A 14,723-nucleotide genomic window follows, 5' to 3' on the forward strand; every position below is an offset into this window, starting at 1 on the left:
GCTCACCACCCGCTCAGCAGGAAGAGGAGGCCCACGGCGAGCCCGGCCGCGATGGCGCCCGCCACCACGCCGGCGGTATGGCCGCGGAACGAGAACCACTCGATGGCGAGCACCCGGAGGCCAAGGGCCATATGCACCGCAAGGGCGCTGACGAGGCCCCATTCGGCGATCTTTACGAGCGGGCTGTGGGTGACAGCCAGGAAGCTGTCGAGCGCGTTGGCGCCCGAGAGCGCGGTTCCGAGCGCGATGAAATGCATGGGCAGAAACACCGCCAGCGCCACGCCCGACAGGCGATGGAGCAGCGCCGCGATGAAGCCCGGCTTCAGGTGGGAGGCCTCGCGCAGCCCCGGACGGGTCGCGGCGGAGAAGGCGGACGGCTTCACGGCAGCATCCCTCCGGGGTGATAGACCGCCAGCGCCGCGCGCAGGCCGAGCACGACGATGGCGGCCGCGAAGGCCAGCATGACGATATCGAGGGAGCGCGAGCGCCAGCCGGTCCATTCGCGGATCACGCTGCGCAGGCCGATGGGGGCGTGAATGGCAGCGGCGCAAACGAAGGCACAATAGAAGGCGAGGAACCAGCCGTTGCCCGCCGTGCGCGACAGGATCTCCGCCGCGCTGAGCCCTCCGCGCACCGCGTGCACCATGGTGGCGAGATGCACCGCCACCGCGACCGCCAGCACCGCGGCCGTGCCGCGTTGGGCCATGTAGAGAAGAGGATTCATGACTTCCCCAGCAGCGCGAGGAGGCGGCCGATCGGCGAGGGCGCGGTGGCGCGCTTGAGGCCGGCGATGGCGTAGGTGGGCGCCAGATCCTTGGGACAGAACTCGGTGCAGCTCATGTGGCTGTGGCAGGAGTGGCAGCCCACGTCCCCGGACACCGCGGCGAGCCGCGCCGGGTTGCCCCGGTCGCGTTCGTCATTCACCAGCGTCCAGGCGCGATTGAGGGCGGCCGGGCCGAGATAATCCTTGTTCCAGGCCACGACATCGCAGGCGGAGTAGCACACGCCGCAATTGATGCACTCGACGCCAGCGTCGGCGGCCCTCCGCTTCGGACTGTCGGGCCGCACCTGGGCGAAATCGGCAGGGGGCGCCTCGCCCGGCTCGAAGGCTCCTTGGGCGTCGCGCCATTTCTCGAAGAAGGGGACCATGTCGACCGTCAGGTCCTTGACGATCGGCAGGTTGCGCAGGGGTTCCAGCACGAGGACGTCACCGTCCAGGGCCTCGGAAACGCGGGTGCGGCAGGTCCAGCGCGGCCGGCCGTTCACCACCATCGCGCAGGAGCCGCACATTCCGACCCGGCAGGCGAAGCGGTAGGAGAGCGTCGGGTCCTGCGCCCGCTGGATCTCGGTCACCACGTCGAGAACGGTCTGGCTGGCGCGGCGCGGCACCTCGAAGTCCTCGAAGGCTCCATCCGCCTGGCCGCGCCACACGCGGACGCGCAGGGTCTCCTCGGCCGGCGCTTCCGCCGTCCGCCCGTTCTGGCTCGTGCTCGTCATGTCGTTCGTCCTGAAGGCTTCTTGAGACGCCGCAGGCTGCCGCCCGCGACGGGAAGGCGCGCGATGACCGCGCGCCGGCCGAGGCGATGCTCAGCCGCCCGGCGCACCGTGGATGGCGGGGAAGAAGATGTCCTTCCAGTCCTTTGTGGTGGCACCGACGAGGCCGGCCCGGTGCATGTAATCGAGATAGGACAGCACCTTCTTTGGGGTGGTGGTCCACTCGTTTTCCGGCGCCTTGATGATGGCCACCGCCTCGTCCACGCTCATCTTGGAGCCCTCGGCCTTGATCCACAGCGCAGCCATGGCGGCGGGATCCTTGCGGATCAGGGCATTGGCCTCTTCCAGCGCGGCGAGGACGGCGGCGAGGGCCTTGGGGTTCTCGGAGGCGAACTTCTCGGTGGTCCAGATGACGTTGAAGGTGTGCGGCCCGCCGAGCACCTGATAGCTGTCCAGCACCTTGTGGGCGCGCGGGTCCTTCAGTTCCAGCTCCTGAAAGGGAGAGGAGCCGAAATGCGCGGTGACCTCGGACTTGCCGCCCATCATGGTGAGCTGGGCGTCCGGGTGGCCCATGGAAACGGTGAGGGAATCCAGCTTGTTCTGCTGGCCCGCGCCGAACGCCTGCTCGGCGGCCATCTGCAGCGTCACCGCCTGGATGGAGGTCTTCACCGCCGGCAGGGCGATCTTGTCGGTGGAGGTGAAGTCCTTGATGGTCTTCACGTTCGGGTTCACCGAAACGAGGTAGAGCGGCATGGCGTTCAGCGCCGCGATGCCTTTCACCTTCAGGTTGCCGCGGGTGCGGGCCCAGATGGTGAGCATCGGCCCGACGCCGCCGGCGGCGATATCCAGATTGCCCGAGATAAGGGCCTCGTTCATGCCCGAGCCGCCGGTGAAGCGCAGCCATTCGGTCTTGAGCGCGAGGCCCTTGGCGCTCGCCTGCTTCTCGATGAGGTTCAGCTCTTCCATCACCGTCATCGGCAGATAGGAGATCCCGAACTGCTTGGCGAGGCGGACCGTCCCGGTTTCCGCACGCGCCGCCCCTGTGGCGAGCGACAACGGAACGAGGGCAAGCGCTGCGGCGGCGAACACAGCCGCGCGTTTGAAGAAGAGACCCATTGCGTTCTCCCTGGTGGCATTTCCCCTGGCGCCTCGCAGTCGGCACGCCAAGGCTGCCTGGGCCGCGCGCTCAAGGCGTGCGGTCTTGTTTTCGTTTCCGGGGTCGAAGGCCGATGACGTGTCCGCTCGGTTTCGATCCGGCGCGCGACCATTTTCCGATTGAGTGTCGGCAGGGGCAGAGTACCCTCGGGGCAACAGGTGTCAATAGTCTTAGGTCATATATATGACATTTGAATCTACACCCTCCGCGAACGCCCGGGCCGCGGCCATCGAGGCGCGGCCGCTCTACCAGCAGACGCGCGACCTGCTGCTGAAGCGCATCATCGACGGTGTCTGGAAGCCCGGCAGCTACCTGCCGAGCGAGCAGCAGCTCTGTGGCGAACTCGGTGTGTCCATCGGCACCATCCGCAAGGCCACCGAGGAACTGGTGATTCATGGGCTTCTGGAGCGCCAGCACGGACGGGGCACGCAGGTGGTGCCCCACTCCAGCGCCAAGTCGCGCTTCCGCTTCCTGCGCTTCGTGCATGAAGATGGACGCCCGCTCGATCCGGTGGCGCATCTCCTCACCCAGACCGTTCGCGCGGCGAGCGCCGAGGAGCGCCGTCAGCTCGACCTTGATCCCAATGGCAAGGTGCTCGCCCTCACGCGCATCCGCAGCGAGAAGGACCAGCCGCTGGTCTACGAGCGCCTGGCGCTGCCGGCGCAGACCTTTGGCGCGCTGGGGCTGAAGACCGGAGAGGATATCGTGGAAGAGGTGTACGTCTTCTACCAGGAGCGCTGCGGCGTCACCATCATGCGCACCGTGGACGAGGTTGGCGTGGCGATGGCGGACGGCACCATGGCGCAGCACCTCGGGATCGCGACGGGCGCCCCGGTTCTGGAGGTGCGACGCGTCGCCCACGCCCTCGATGGACGGCGCGTGGAATATCGAGAGAGCTTCACCGCCCATCTCAAGTACAGGACCGCCCTCGAGTAAGGGCGGCCCGCGCTTCACGCCTCCCGGTGCCGGTCAGGCCTGCATGCCCCAGCGCTGGACGGTGTGGCGCTCGATGGTCTGGAAGATCAGATTTTCCACCACGAGGCCGATGAGGATCACGGTCAAAAGGCCGGCGAACACGTTGGCGATGTCCAGCATGTTCTTGTTCTCGAAGATGAACCAGCCGAGACCGCCGGAGCCGGACGACACCCCGAAGACCAATTCCGCCGCGATCAACGTGCGCCACGCGAATGCCCAGCCGATCTTCAACCCGGTGAGGATGGACGGAAACGCCGCCGGGATGAGAATGGTGGCGATGAAGCGCGGCCCCCTCAGCCCGTAGTTGCGACCCACCATCTTCAGCGTGCGGCTCACCGAGAGAAAGCCCGAGTGGGTGTTGAGCGCGATGGCCCATGTGACCGAGTGCACCAGCACGAAGACGAGGCTGGCGGTGCCGAGCCCGAACCAGATCAGCGCCAGCGGCAGAAGCGCGATGGCCGGCAGCGGATTGAACATGGAGGTCATGGTCTCCAGAAAATCCGTGCCGATGCGCGAGGCGATGGCAAGCGCCGTCAGCACCGCCGCGAGCGTGATGCCGATGGCATATCCCATCAGCAGCACCCGGAGCGACCCCCACGCCCGCTCGGGCAGCACGCCGTTCATCACGTTGGCAAAGAAGGCGGAGACGGTGGCGCTGAAGGTGGGAAAGAGCAGGTCGTTGTTGAGAACGCGCCCGTAGATTTCCCACGCCAATGCCAGCGCGGCGAGAATGATGAGCTTGCGGAAGAAGCTCCAGTTGTAGAGCAGTTCCCAGGTGGACAGCGGCTTTTCCACCACCGTCATGGCGTCGGCCGGCGTGTCCTCGCGATAGATTTCCGGACGCGGCTCGGTGAGGGGAATGACCTTCAGCGTGGCGATCTCAGGCATCGATGATCTCCTTCGCCTCGTCGGCGAACAGCATGTGCTGGATGCGCTGCTCGAGGAGCGCGGCGTCCTTGGGATCGGTGGTGCTGTTGAGCTCGGCCTTCACCCGGCCTGGATGGGGCGAGAGCAGGAGGATGCGGTTGCCGATCTTGATGGCCTCGGCAATGGAGTGGGTGACGAAGAGCACGGTGAAGCGCGTGTCCGCCCACAATTGCAGGAGTTCGTCCTGCATCTTCCGACGCGTCAGCGCGTCGAGCGCGGCGAACGGCTCATCCATCAGAAGGATGTCCGGCTCCATGGCCATGCCGCGGGCAATGGCCACGCGCTGCTTCATGCCGCCGGAAAGCATGTGCGGATAAGTGTCCGCGAACTTGGTGAGGTTCACCTTCTCGATGTAATGCATGGCCCGCTCGTCCGCCTCCCGGCCCTTCAGCTTGCGGGCGGCGGTGAGGGCGAAGGCCACGTTCTGGCGCACGGTCTTCCAGGGCAGGAGCTGGTCGAATTCCTGGAACACCATCATGCGGTCCGGCCCGGGGGCGCGGATCACCTGCCCCTTGAGGCGCATCTCACCCTCCGTGGGGGTGATGTAGCCGCCGACGGCCTTCTGCAGGGTGGACTTTCCGCACCCGGACGGGCCCAGCAGAATGAAGCGGTCACCTTCGAGAACGTTGAAATCCACCCTGTAGGTGGCGGTGACAAGTAGATTCGGCGTCTTGTACTGCAGCGTTACGCCACTCACCTCCAGAAGAGGTTTCTGCGAACCCATGCATCCCTCCCTTGGGACCTGTCGCCGCGGCCTTTATTGGCCGTTCTGGCGAGGCGTCGTTTCTGCTCCCGGTCTTCATGGTGCCTGACCACCCTTGGCGGGGCGGCAGGGCTTTTTGTGTCTGGTGGGATCCCGCGGTCGAGGCGCGCGAAATGGCGCATCCGCCCCGCCGTTCTTCGGCTTTGCCTGCTGGCTGCGGACTCCTGTCACGCCGCCCCAGGTGTGATGACGATAGACAAGGCCGGTAGGCCTGTAAAGGTCATCTACTATCATATATAAGACATAAGTTTTATTGCACCACCCCGGCGACTGCCCCGTGCCGAAAGATGGTCTTTGCTCAACCGCTTAGAAAAAATCAGGTCAGGTCGGAGAGATAATGGAAACCGGCCGTGAGGCAGAAGCTGACGCGCCATTCCACCGGCGTCCCGTCGAGCGAATAGGCGAGACGGTCGATGAGCAGCACCGGCGTGGCCGGCTCCACATGCAGCATGGCCGCGGTGTCGGCATCCGCACCCACGGCTTTCAATTGCTCCCGCGCCCGCGCCACGGTGATACCGTAGCGCTGCGCGTAGAGGCCGTAGAGATTGTTCGGAACCGGCGCGTCGGCGAGGCCCGGAAACATCTGGTCGGGCAGGATCAGGCTCTCGATGATGAGCGGTGCGCCGTCGAACGTGCGCAGGCGGCGGATGCGCAGGACCCGCCCGTTGCGCGGCAAGGCGAGGGCGGCGCATTCGGCGGTGGTGCCCTTGGCCCGCTCGATGCCGAGCACGCGGCTTTCGGGGAAGTGGCGCTCCCCGTCATCCCCGACCAGCTTGAAGAACTGGAACAGGATGCGCTCCTCGTCGTGGCGGGCGACGAAGGTGCCCCGGCCCTGCCGGCGCACCACGATGTTCTCCGCCGCCATCTCGTCCAGCGCCTTGCGCACCGTGCCCTGGCTGACACCCAGTTCGGCAGCGAGCTGGATCTCGCTGGGCAGGGGCTCTCCGGGCGCCCAAACGCCGTCCACCATGCGGCGGATCAGGGTCTCGCGGACCTGCCGGTAGAGCGGCTTGGATTCGAGCCCTTCTCCCTCGCCGCGATGGGCCGCGCCGGCCGGGCTTCTCTCCTGCGCCCTGCGGGGCTCGGCCCCGGCGGCAATGCTTGGCTTGCTCACGATGGTCTCGCCCCCTGGTCCGCGCGTCCTTCTCGGACGCTTATAGGTGCGGCTGGCCCGGCTTGCATCTCCCCCGCAGAGCTTGCAACACCCGTCAGTCTCATATCTTATATATGATAACGGAATAGAAGCGCACGCAATGCCCTCGTTCCGCACCCAGAACGACAATATCCGAAAACGACAACCGGAAACGCCCATGCCCGACATCGTCGTCACCGAGTTCATGGACGAGGCGGCGCTCGCCACGCTGCGCGGCCGTCACGAGGTCCATTACGATCCGGCGCTGGTGGACCAGCCCGACGCCCTCCACGGCCTCCTCAAGGAAGCCCGCGCCCTGATCGTCCGCAACCGCACGCAGGTTCGCGGAGCGCTGCTCGCGGCGGCGCCCCGGCTGGAAGTGGTGGGGCGGCTCGGGGTCGGCCTCGACAATATCGACGTGGAGGCCTGCCGCGCCCGCGGCATCGCGGTGCGCCCGGCCACCGGCGCCAACGACCTGGCGGTGGCCGAATATGTCATCTGCGGCGTGATGATGCTGCTGCGCGGCGCCTACCACGCCTCCGCCGAGGTGGCGGGTGGCGCATGGCCGCGCACCCGCCTCATGGGGCGGGAAACCTCCGGCCGCATCCTCGGCCTCGTCGGCTTCGGCGCCATCGCCCGGCAGACGGCACGGCGCGGCGTGGCGCTCGGCATGGACGTAATCGCCCACGATCCCTTCCTCGATGCCGCCAATCCCGCTTTCTCCACCCATGGCGTCCGCCCGGTGGCCCTGGACGACCTTCTGGCACGGGCCGACGCGGTGAGCCTCCATGTGCCGCTGACCGCAGAGACCCGCGGCCTCATCGGCGCCGACGCCCTCGCCCGCATGCGGCCGGATGCGGTGCTCATCAATGCCGCGCGGGGCGGCGTGGTGGACGAGGCGGCTTTGGCCGAGGCGCTGAAGGCGGGGCGCCTCGCAGGCGCCATGCTGGACGTGTTCGAGACGGAGCCCCTGCCCGGCGGCGGCCCGCTTGAGGGCGTGCCGAACCTCATCCTGACCCCGCACATTGCGGGCGTCACCGTGGAATCCAACGTACGTGTCAGCGAGGCGGTCGCCATCGCGGTGGCGCAGGTGCTTCAGGAGAAGGCGGCATGAGCGAGCAACTCTCCCTCCACGCGGCCCGCGCCCTCGCCCGCTCGGTGCTCATCGCGGCCGGCGCCAGCCGGGCGGCAGCCGAGGCCACCGCCGAGGCCCTGGTCGCGGCGGACGCGGACGGCATCGCCAGCCACGGCCTCTCCCGCCTGCCGGCCTATGCGGACCAGATCCGCTCCGGCAAGGTGAAGGGACAGGCGGAACCGGCCCTCGAATGGACCTCCGTCTCGACCCTGCGGGTGGATGCGCGCGAGGGCCTCGCCTTTCCCGCCATCGCCGCCGGGCTCGATGCCGCCGCAGGCCGCATCGCCGAGAGCGGCATCGTCGCGGTCTCGGTCTTCGCCTCGCACCATGCGGGCGTCATGGGTCATCATGTGGAGCAGATGGCGGAGCGGGGGCTGGCCGCCCTCGCCTTCTCGAACTCGCCGCAGGCCATCGCGCCGTGGGGCGGGCAGGCGGGCGTGTTCGGCACCAATCCCATCGCCTTTGCTACCCCGCGCAAGGATGCAGCCCCGCTCGTCATCGACGCCTCCCTGAGCAAGGTGGCCCGCGGCAAGATTATGGTCGCCGCCCAGCGCGGCAATCCCATCCCGGATGACTGGGCGCTGGACGCGCAGGGCAACCCCACCACCGATCCCAAGGCCGCGCTGGCCGGCACCATGCTGCCCATCGGCGATGCCAAGGGGGCGGCGCTGGTGCTGATGGTGGAAATCCTCGCCGCCGCCCTCACCGGCGGCCAGTTCGGCTTCGAGGCAGCCTCCTTCTTCACCGCCGAGGGTCCCTCCCCCGCCATCGGCCACCTGTTCCTGGTGATGGACCCGGTGCGGCTGGGCGGGGCGGACTATCTGGTCCGGCTGGAACGGCTCCTCGGCGCCATTCTTGGGCAGGACGGCACGCGCCTGCCGGGCGAGCGGCGCCTGAAAGCGCGGGCTGTGAGTGAGGCCGAGGGCATCACCATTCCTGCCGACCTGCTGGAAGACCTACAGCGCCGCTCCGCCGCCTGAGACGGGAAATAGAAAAGGGCCGCCGGCATATCCTGCCGGCGGCCCTTTTTCGTTCGGGGAGAAGGCGGCCGCTGCCGGCCGCCCTGCCCTCACGCGCTGCGGTAGAGCTTGGTCATCACGAACTCGCGGTGGCCGAGGGATTCGGCCGCCGTGAGACGCCCGTTGGCGGTGCGCACGATCATGTCGATGAGCGCGTCGCCCGCCTCCGGAATGGTCATCTCCCGACGCAGCACGCCCGAGACGTCCACGTCGATATGCTCGCCCATGGTGCGGATGGTGCGCGGGTTGCCCGAGATCTTGATGACCGGGACGATGGGGTTGCCGATCACATTGCCCTGTCCGGTCGGGAAGGTGTGGATCACATAGCCGGCCGCCGCCATCAGCGTCACGCATTCGGCCGCTGCGGAGGACGTGTCCATGTAATAGAGGCCGGGGCCCTTGGCCGGAGCCTCGGCGGGCTCGAGGGCGTCGATGTATCGGCACTCACGGCCGATCTTCTCGAGATTGCCCAGCGCCTTCTCCTCGATGGTGGTGAGGCCGCCGGCGATGTTGCCCTTGGTGGGCTGGCTGTCGGAGAGATCGTCGGTCTTGTGGGCCTCGATCACGTCGTCCTGGTAGGACTTCCACATCTTGAACCACTTCTCGGCCACTTCCGGGGTGGCCGCGCGCTCCTTGCACAGGTGCTCGGCGCCGGTGATTTCCGAGGTCTCGCCGAACACGCCGTAGATGCCGTGCGGGATCAGCTTGTCATACATGTTGCCCACCGTGGGGCAGGAGGACAGGCCGGTGGTGGTGTCGCTCTCGCCGCACTTGGTGGAGATCCACAGGTCGGAGATCGGGCAATCCTCCTGCGGCAGCTCGTTGGCCCACTGCACGAAGCGCTTCGCCTCGTAGGAGGCCTTGGCCACGGTGGCGATGTCGCCGTTCAGCTCGATGCCGAAGCCCACCACCGGCTTGCCGGTCTTGGCGATGCCCTCGACCACGCGGTTGGTCCACTGGTCCTCGATGCCGATCACCACCACCGCGGCAACGTTCGGGTTGGAGCCGATGCCGATGAGGGTGCGGAAATGGATTTCCAGATCCTCGCCGAACTGCAGGCGGCCGTACGCGTGGGGCAGCGCCATGGTGCCCTTCACATGGGCGGCGACCGCCTCGCAGGCGGCGTTGGAGAGATCGTCGAGGGGCAGGATGACGACGTGGTTGCGCACGCCCACCCGGCCGTTCTCGCGGCGCCAGCCGCGGACGGTGGCGTTGGCATAATCGGCCGAGGCGAGCGCCGTGGGGGTCGCCTTGGTGATGAGCTGGTCGGGCGCGCCGCCGCGGAAGGGGTTGGGCGCGGTCTGGGCGTGGAACATGGCGATGTTGGACATTTCTTCCCTCACCAGCGCTTGGTCTTGGCATTGTGGACGTGGACGTGCTCGCCCTTGGCGATGTCGGCCTTGGCGATGCCGATGTCCTGGCCGTACTTCCAGATGGTGTCGCCGGCCTTGATGTCCGTGAGGGCGACCTTGTGGCCGATGGGCACGTCCATCTTGGAGGTGAGGTGGAACGCCGAATTGTCGTGCGTCACCACGCACAGCATGTCGGTGCCGGCCTTCAGGCCCTCCACCACCACGACACCGACGGTGTCCTTCTTCTCGTGAACCAGCAGTTGCGGCGCACTCACGCTTGCCTCCTCGTTGCCGTCTTGGCCGGCTCGTGTCGGCCAAGTCTTATATAAGATATAGTACATAAAACTGCGAACAAAACCCTGTCAAGCGGCCTGTCGGGCGACGGCGTTCTTTCTGGTTTTTCGAATGAAAGGCGCGTCTGGCCGCGCGGAGCCGACGCCTGCGCCAAGCCGCCGGCGGGGCAGGATCGAGGGATGAGGAAAGCGCCCCGGACCAGTCCGGGGCGCTGCGGTCAGAGCCGCAGAACGATCTTCGCCGCGCCGGTCCGGCCGGCGTCGATGTCGGCGAAGGCAGAGATGGCCTCCGAAAATCCGCGCTCCTCGATCCAGCCGAGGGCGCCGAGGCGGCCAGAGGCGAGCGCCTCCACCGTCGCCCGGAAGTCGGCGGGCGTATAGCAATAGGTGCCGGAGACGATGATTTCCTGCAGCGTGATGCGGCGGATATCCAGCCCCTCCGTGCCGGGCAAGAGTCCGGCATGGACGATGACGCCCCCCGGCCGCACGAGCCGGCATGCCGCGGCGCGGGTCGCGATGGCACCCACCGCGTCGATGACGAGATCGATGCTGCCGTCCTGGGGTTCACCCCCCTCCCCCGGCGCGTAGCAGCGGAACGGGCCGGCGCGCTCCACCGTGTCGCGCCGGGCCGCATTGGGCTCGGCGACGAATATCTCCGCCGCGCCCTGCATGGCCAGCACCAAAGCCGCCGCAAGCCCGATGGCCCCGCCCCCGAGCACGAGGCAGCGGGCAGCAGGAAGGGGCAGGCCCAGAAGCCGTGCCCCCTGGTTCACCGCGTGGTAGCTCACCGCCACGGGCTCGGCGAGCGCGGCATGGGCGACGGGGAAATTGTCGGGGATGGGCACCAGATTGCGCTCCGGCACCCGCACCAGCTCGGCGAACGCACCGGGGCGCGGCGGCATGGAGAGGATCTGCCGGCCGGGACACAAATGCGCGCGCCCCGCCTCGCAGGCCGGGCAGGTGCCGCAGGTGACCAGCGGATTGACGGTGACGCGCTGTCCCGCCCGTGGCCCGGAGGCGATGCGCCCCGCCGCCTCGTGGCCCAGCACCAGCGGTGCCGGACGCCGCGCGTCATGACCGTGATAGGCGTGCATATCCGAGCCGCAGATACCGACCGCCTCCACACGCACCAGCACCTCGTCGTTGGCGGGCAGAGGCTCGGGCTCGCTGCGGAACTCCAGCCGGTGGGGTCCGGTATAGACCAGGGCTTTCATGATCGGGCTTTCATCTCGGGGCGCTATTTGGCGGTGAAGCCGCCGTCCACCGCCAGCACCTGACCGGTGACGTAAGCCCCGGCATCGGAGGCGAGGAACACGGAAGGACCCACCAGATCCTCCAGCCGCCCATTGCGGCCGATGGCGGTCTGGGCCGCATTGTGGGCGGCGCGGGCTTCGTCCTCGAACACCGCCTGGGTGAGCGCGGTGGGGAAGAAGCCCGGGGCGATGGCATTGGCGGTGATGCCATGCCGGGACCATTCCTCCGCCATGGCTCGTGTGAGCTGGGCGACGGCGCCCTTCGCCGCGCCATAGGGCGCGGAATTAGGAAAGGCCCGGAAGGATTGCAGCGACGCAATGTTGAGAACGCGCCCCCACCCCCGCCCCGCCATGGCCGGCGCGAGCTTCTGCACCAGCATGAACGGCGCGCGCACGTGCACGGCCATGTGCAGGTCGAAGGCCTCTCGCGTCACCGCGCCGAACGGCTGGCGCAGGTTCATGCCGGCGGCGTTGACGAGGATGTCGATGCCTTCGCCGGCCGCTTCGGCGAGAAGCTCGGCCCCGTCGTCAGCTGCAAGGTCGGCGACGATGGCGCGGGCGGCGATGTCCTTGCCGGCGAGGTCGGCGCAGGCGGCGTCCAGCTCCGCCGCACGGCGGGCGGCGAGGACCACGCCGGCCCCGGCCTGCCCCAGCCCTGCGGCGATGGCGAGGCCGATGCCGGAGCTTCCGCCCGTCACCAAAGCGGTACGGCCGGACAGATCGAACAGGGAAGACAGATTGAACATGGCTCAGGCGTCCACCGGCACGCCCATGTCGAAATTGTGCCCGGGGAAGTATTTGGCGAGACGGTAATCCCCGGTGCGCGCATGCGCCTCCATGCCCTCCAGCCGCGAAATGCGGGCGGTGACCTGGGCGATGGTCTTGCAGGCGTCCCGGCTCATCTGCTGCCAGGTGAGCGGCTTCAGGAACTTGTGCACCGACAGCCCGGCCGAGTAACGGGCCGCGAACTTGGTGGGCAGGATGTGGTTGGGGCCGGACGTTTTGTCGCCGAACGCCACCGTGGTCTCCTCCCCGAGGAAGAGCGAGCCGTAATTGGTCAGGGCGTCGCGCCACCAGCCGAGGTCGGCGGCATGGACCTCCAGATGCTCGGAAGCGTAGCGGTCGGAAACCTCCACCAATTCCTCGCGGGTGTCGCAGACGATCACCTCGCCATAGTCCCGCCAGGCGGCGGCAGCGGCATCGCGGGCGGTGGGCGGCAGGTCGGCGATGAGGCCGGGGACGCTACGCATCACCTCCTCCGCCAGCGCGCGGGACGAGGTGAAGAGCCATGCGGGGCTCTCGTGGCCGTGCTCGGCCTGCCCCACCAGGTCCACCGCCACCATCAGGGGATCGGCGGTCTCGTCGGCGATCACCGCTACCTCGGACGGGCCGGCGAAAACGTCAATGCCCACCTTGCCGAACAACATGCGCTTCGCCTCGGCGACGAACTTGTTGCCGGGGCCGACAATGATGTCCGCCGGCTTGCCGGTGAACAGGCCGTAGGCCATGGCCGCGATGGCCTGCACCCCGCCCAGCGTCATCACCACATCCGCTCCGGCCACCATCATGGCATAGAGCACGTAAGGGTGAATGCCGCCCCCGCGATAGGGCGTGGAGCAGGCGACCACGGTGCCGACGCCCGCCGCCTTCGCCGTGGCGACTGACATGTAGGCGGACGCGATATGCGCGTATCGGCCGGTGGGCACGTAGCAGCCGGCGACGTTGCAGGGCACCAGCTTCTGCCCCGCGGTGAGGCCGGGCAGAAGCTCCACGGAGAAGTCCTTCACGCTCTCGCGCTGGGCATCGGCGAAACGGCGCACTTGATCGGCGGCGAAGGCGATGTCGCGGCGCACCTGATCGGGCACCTCGCGGGCGCGGCGCTCCATCTCCTCGCGGGTGACGAGGATGGGGCCGTCCCACTTGTCCAGCTTGAGGGCATACTCGCGGACCGCCTCCTCGCCCCGGCGCTCGATCTCGCCCAGCATGGCGGTGACGACCTCGCGGGCCGTTCCCGTCTCGGTCTCGGGGGTCTTGCTCGCGCGCTTCAGGTATTCGATGGCCATTTCAGTGCTCCATGGCGCCGGGGAGGAGACGTCCTGCCGTCCGGGCTTCAGTTGGTCGTGTCGAATTCGGTGGCGAAAGCCTTGAGCTTGGGGTCGGCGGCGACCATCCGCATGAAGCTGTCGTCCACGTAGGACTTCGCCTCGGGCGCCGTGGGAATGGTGCCGACCTCCGCCATGAAGGCGCCGATCCGGCCGAGCCAGCCGTCGAGGGCGGACGGTCCCTTGGCGCGATCCATCAGGCGGAGCTGTTCGGTGAGCGCGAAGGTGGGCCGCAGGGCGAATTCCTGCTCGATGGCCGAATCCGAGGCCTCGACGCCGCCGATGGCATAGAAGGCCTTGGTCATGGCGTGCGCCTCCTTCGGGTGCGCCTTCGCCCAGCCCCAGGCCCGCAGATAGACGGCGGCCACCTTGGCCACGAGGTCCGGGTGCTCCTTGGCGAAAGCGGGACGCACCACCAGCGCGCCGGGCACGATGGCGCCGGCATCCGCGCCGGAGCACAGCACCTTGGCGCCGGCCTTTTCTTCCAGCGTGTAAGTGTAGGGCGCCCACACCCCGACCACCTCGGAATTATTGGCCATGGCGGCGGAGATGATCTGCGCCTGGCCCAGATTGACGAACTGCATGTCCGAGGACTTCAGCCCCCATTTGGCGAGGCAGTTGCGCGCCGCGTAGTCCGCCGTGGAATTGGTGGTGAGCAGCAGCTTCTGCCCCTTCAGGGCGGATGGGTCCTTCTGCAGCGCCGCCACCTTGTCGGCACGGGTCATCAGCGCGTTGGTCTTGGATTCATCGTTGGTGATGCCCACCGTGACCAGCCCGAAGCGCGCGGCGCCCAGCACCGCCGGGACCGAGCCCGTGCCGCCCACGTCCCACGATCCCGCCTGCGCCGCCGCCACCTGCGGCGCGCCCGCCGGGAAGGTGACGAAGCTCGCGTCGAGCCCCACCTCCTTCCACCATCCCTTCTCGGTGGCGATGTAGAACGGCAGAGCCCAGTAGAGCGAGGGCTGGTAGGAGATGCTGATCTTGGTCAGCCCCTCGGCCCGAGCCGGTGCGGCCGGCGCGACCAGGGTTGCCGAGAGGGCGGCGAGCGCCGCCGCGAGGAAGGCGTGCCTGCGCGCGGGGCGTTTGAACGGCGTATCCTTGACCTTGGTCATGCGTGTCTCT

The 14,723-nt window shown here is 68.0% G+C and carries 16 protein-coding genes; 3 read left to right on the forward strand and 13 right to left on the reverse strand.

Going from position 1 to position 14,723, the window contains the following annotated elements:
- Window positions 1-2: 2 nt before the first annotated feature.
- From ACT54R_RS05965 to ACT54R_RS05980, 4 genes are all read right to left on the reverse strand, one after another.
- Complete coding sequence (locus tag ACT54R_RS05965) at window positions 3-383, reverse strand: succinate dehydrogenase, cytochrome b556 subunit (protein WP_476324512.1); 381 nt, start codon at window positions 381-383, stop codon at window positions 3-5.
- Window positions 380-724 carry a succinate dehydrogenase gene (locus ACT54R_RS05970; protein WP_476324514.1) on the reverse strand — a complete coding sequence of 115 codons (345 nt, stop codon included), beginning with the start codon at window positions 722-724 and terminating at the stop codon, window positions 380-382. The genes ACT54R_RS05965 and ACT54R_RS05970 overlap by 4 nt, the downstream gene beginning before the upstream one ends.
- The gene (locus tag ACT54R_RS05975) at window positions 721-1,497 is read right to left on the reverse strand and encodes a succinate dehydrogenase/fumarate reductase iron-sulfur subunit (RefSeq protein ID WP_476324516.1); all 777 of its coding nucleotides are present in this window, start codon (window positions 1,495-1,497) and stop codon (window positions 721-723) included. The genes ACT54R_RS05970 and ACT54R_RS05975 overlap by 4 nt, the downstream gene beginning before the upstream one ends.
- A 90-nt stretch (window positions 1,498-1,587) precedes the next feature.
- Window positions 1,588-2,610, reverse strand: coding sequence for an ABC transporter substrate-binding protein (locus ACT54R_RS05980; protein WP_476324518.1), 1,023 nt, complete (start codon window positions 2,608-2,610; stop codon window positions 1,588-1,590).
- A 223-nt stretch (window positions 2,611-2,833) separates the two neighbouring features.
- Between ACT54R_RS05980 and ACT54R_RS05985 the strand changes: the two genes are divergently transcribed.
- On the forward strand, window positions 2,834-3,586 hold the full coding sequence (locus ACT54R_RS05985) for a GntR family transcriptional regulator (protein WP_476324520.1): 753 nt from the start codon (window positions 2,834-2,836) through the stop codon (window positions 3,584-3,586).
- 33 nt (window positions 3,587-3,619) lie between these two features.
- Here the strand turns inward: ACT54R_RS05985 and ACT54R_RS05990 are convergent, their stop codons facing one another.
- The 3 genes from ACT54R_RS05990 to ACT54R_RS06000 form a co-directional block, all read right to left on the reverse strand.
- Entirely contained in the window at window positions 3,620-4,513 is an 894-nt protein-coding gene (locus ACT54R_RS05990) for an ABC transporter permease (RefSeq protein WP_476324522.1), read from the reverse strand.
- A complete protein-coding gene (locus tag ACT54R_RS05995; RefSeq protein ID WP_237355759.1) occupies window positions 4,506-5,276 on the reverse strand; it encodes an ABC transporter ATP-binding protein in 771 nt (256 codons plus the stop codon). The genes ACT54R_RS05990 and ACT54R_RS05995 overlap by 8 nt, the downstream gene beginning before the upstream one ends.
- Before the next feature lie 355 nt (window positions 5,277-5,631).
- Window positions 5,632-6,429, reverse strand: a complete 798-nt coding sequence (locus ACT54R_RS06000) for a GntR family transcriptional regulator (protein WP_476324524.1) — start codon at window positions 6,427-6,429, stop codon at window positions 5,632-5,634.
- A gap of 196 nt (window positions 6,430-6,625) precedes the next feature.
- Here ACT54R_RS06000 and ACT54R_RS06005 point away from each other — a divergent pair, with 196 nt between their 5' ends.
- Together ACT54R_RS06005 and ACT54R_RS06010 are read left to right on the forward strand one after the other, a co-directional pair.
- Window positions 6,626-7,561: a hydroxyacid dehydrogenase gene (locus ACT54R_RS06005; RefSeq protein ID WP_476324526.1), complete on the forward strand. Its 936-nt coding sequence runs from the start codon at window positions 6,626-6,628 to the stop codon at window positions 7,559-7,561.
- Window positions 7,558-8,562, forward strand: a complete 1,005-nt coding sequence (locus tag ACT54R_RS06010; protein ID WP_476324528.1) for an Ldh family oxidoreductase — start codon at window positions 7,558-7,560, stop codon at window positions 8,560-8,562. The genes ACT54R_RS06005 and ACT54R_RS06010 overlap by 4 nt, the downstream gene beginning before the upstream one ends.
- A gap of 89 nt (window positions 8,563-8,651) precedes the next feature.
- On the opposite strand, the gene ACT54R_RS06015 is transcribed toward ACT54R_RS06010, so the two are convergent.
- From ACT54R_RS06015 to ACT54R_RS06040, 6 genes are all read right to left on the reverse strand, one after another.
- Window positions 8,652-9,932 carry a UxaA family hydrolase gene (locus ACT54R_RS06015; protein ID WP_393974190.1) on the reverse strand — a complete coding sequence of 427 codons (1,281 nt, stop codon included), beginning with the start codon at window positions 9,930-9,932 and terminating at the stop codon, window positions 8,652-8,654.
- A gap of 8 nt (window positions 9,933-9,940) precedes the next feature.
- Window positions 9,941-10,228 (reverse strand): UxaA family hydrolase, encoded by a 288-nt coding sequence (locus ACT54R_RS06020; RefSeq protein WP_168459495.1) that lies wholly within the window; start codon window positions 10,226-10,228, stop codon window positions 9,941-9,943.
- A gap of 236 nt (window positions 10,229-10,464) precedes the next feature.
- The gene (locus ACT54R_RS06025; protein ID WP_476324531.1) at window positions 10,465-11,460 is read right to left on the reverse strand and encodes a zinc-dependent alcohol dehydrogenase; all 996 of its coding nucleotides are present in this window, start codon (window positions 11,458-11,460) and stop codon (window positions 10,465-10,467) included.
- A 23-nt stretch (window positions 11,461-11,483) separates the two neighbouring features.
- Window positions 11,484-12,245, reverse strand: a complete 762-nt coding sequence (locus ACT54R_RS06030; protein ID WP_476324533.1) for an SDR family NAD(P)-dependent oxidoreductase — start codon at window positions 12,243-12,245, stop codon at window positions 11,484-11,486.
- A gap of 3 nt (window positions 12,246-12,248) precedes the next feature.
- Window positions 12,249-13,562 (reverse strand): sulfopropanediol 3-dehydrogenase, encoded by a 1,314-nt coding sequence (hpsN, locus tag ACT54R_RS06035; protein WP_476324535.1) that lies wholly within the window; start codon window positions 13,560-13,562, stop codon window positions 12,249-12,251.
- 47 nt (window positions 13,563-13,609) lie between these two features.
- A complete protein-coding gene (locus tag ACT54R_RS06040) occupies window positions 13,610-14,713 on the reverse strand; it encodes an ABC transporter substrate-binding protein (protein ID WP_476324537.1) in 1,104 nt (367 codons plus the stop codon).
- Window positions 14,714-14,723: the final 10 nt, after the last annotated feature.

The sequence above is a fragment of the Xanthobacter sp. DMC47 genome (assembly GCF_056313845.1).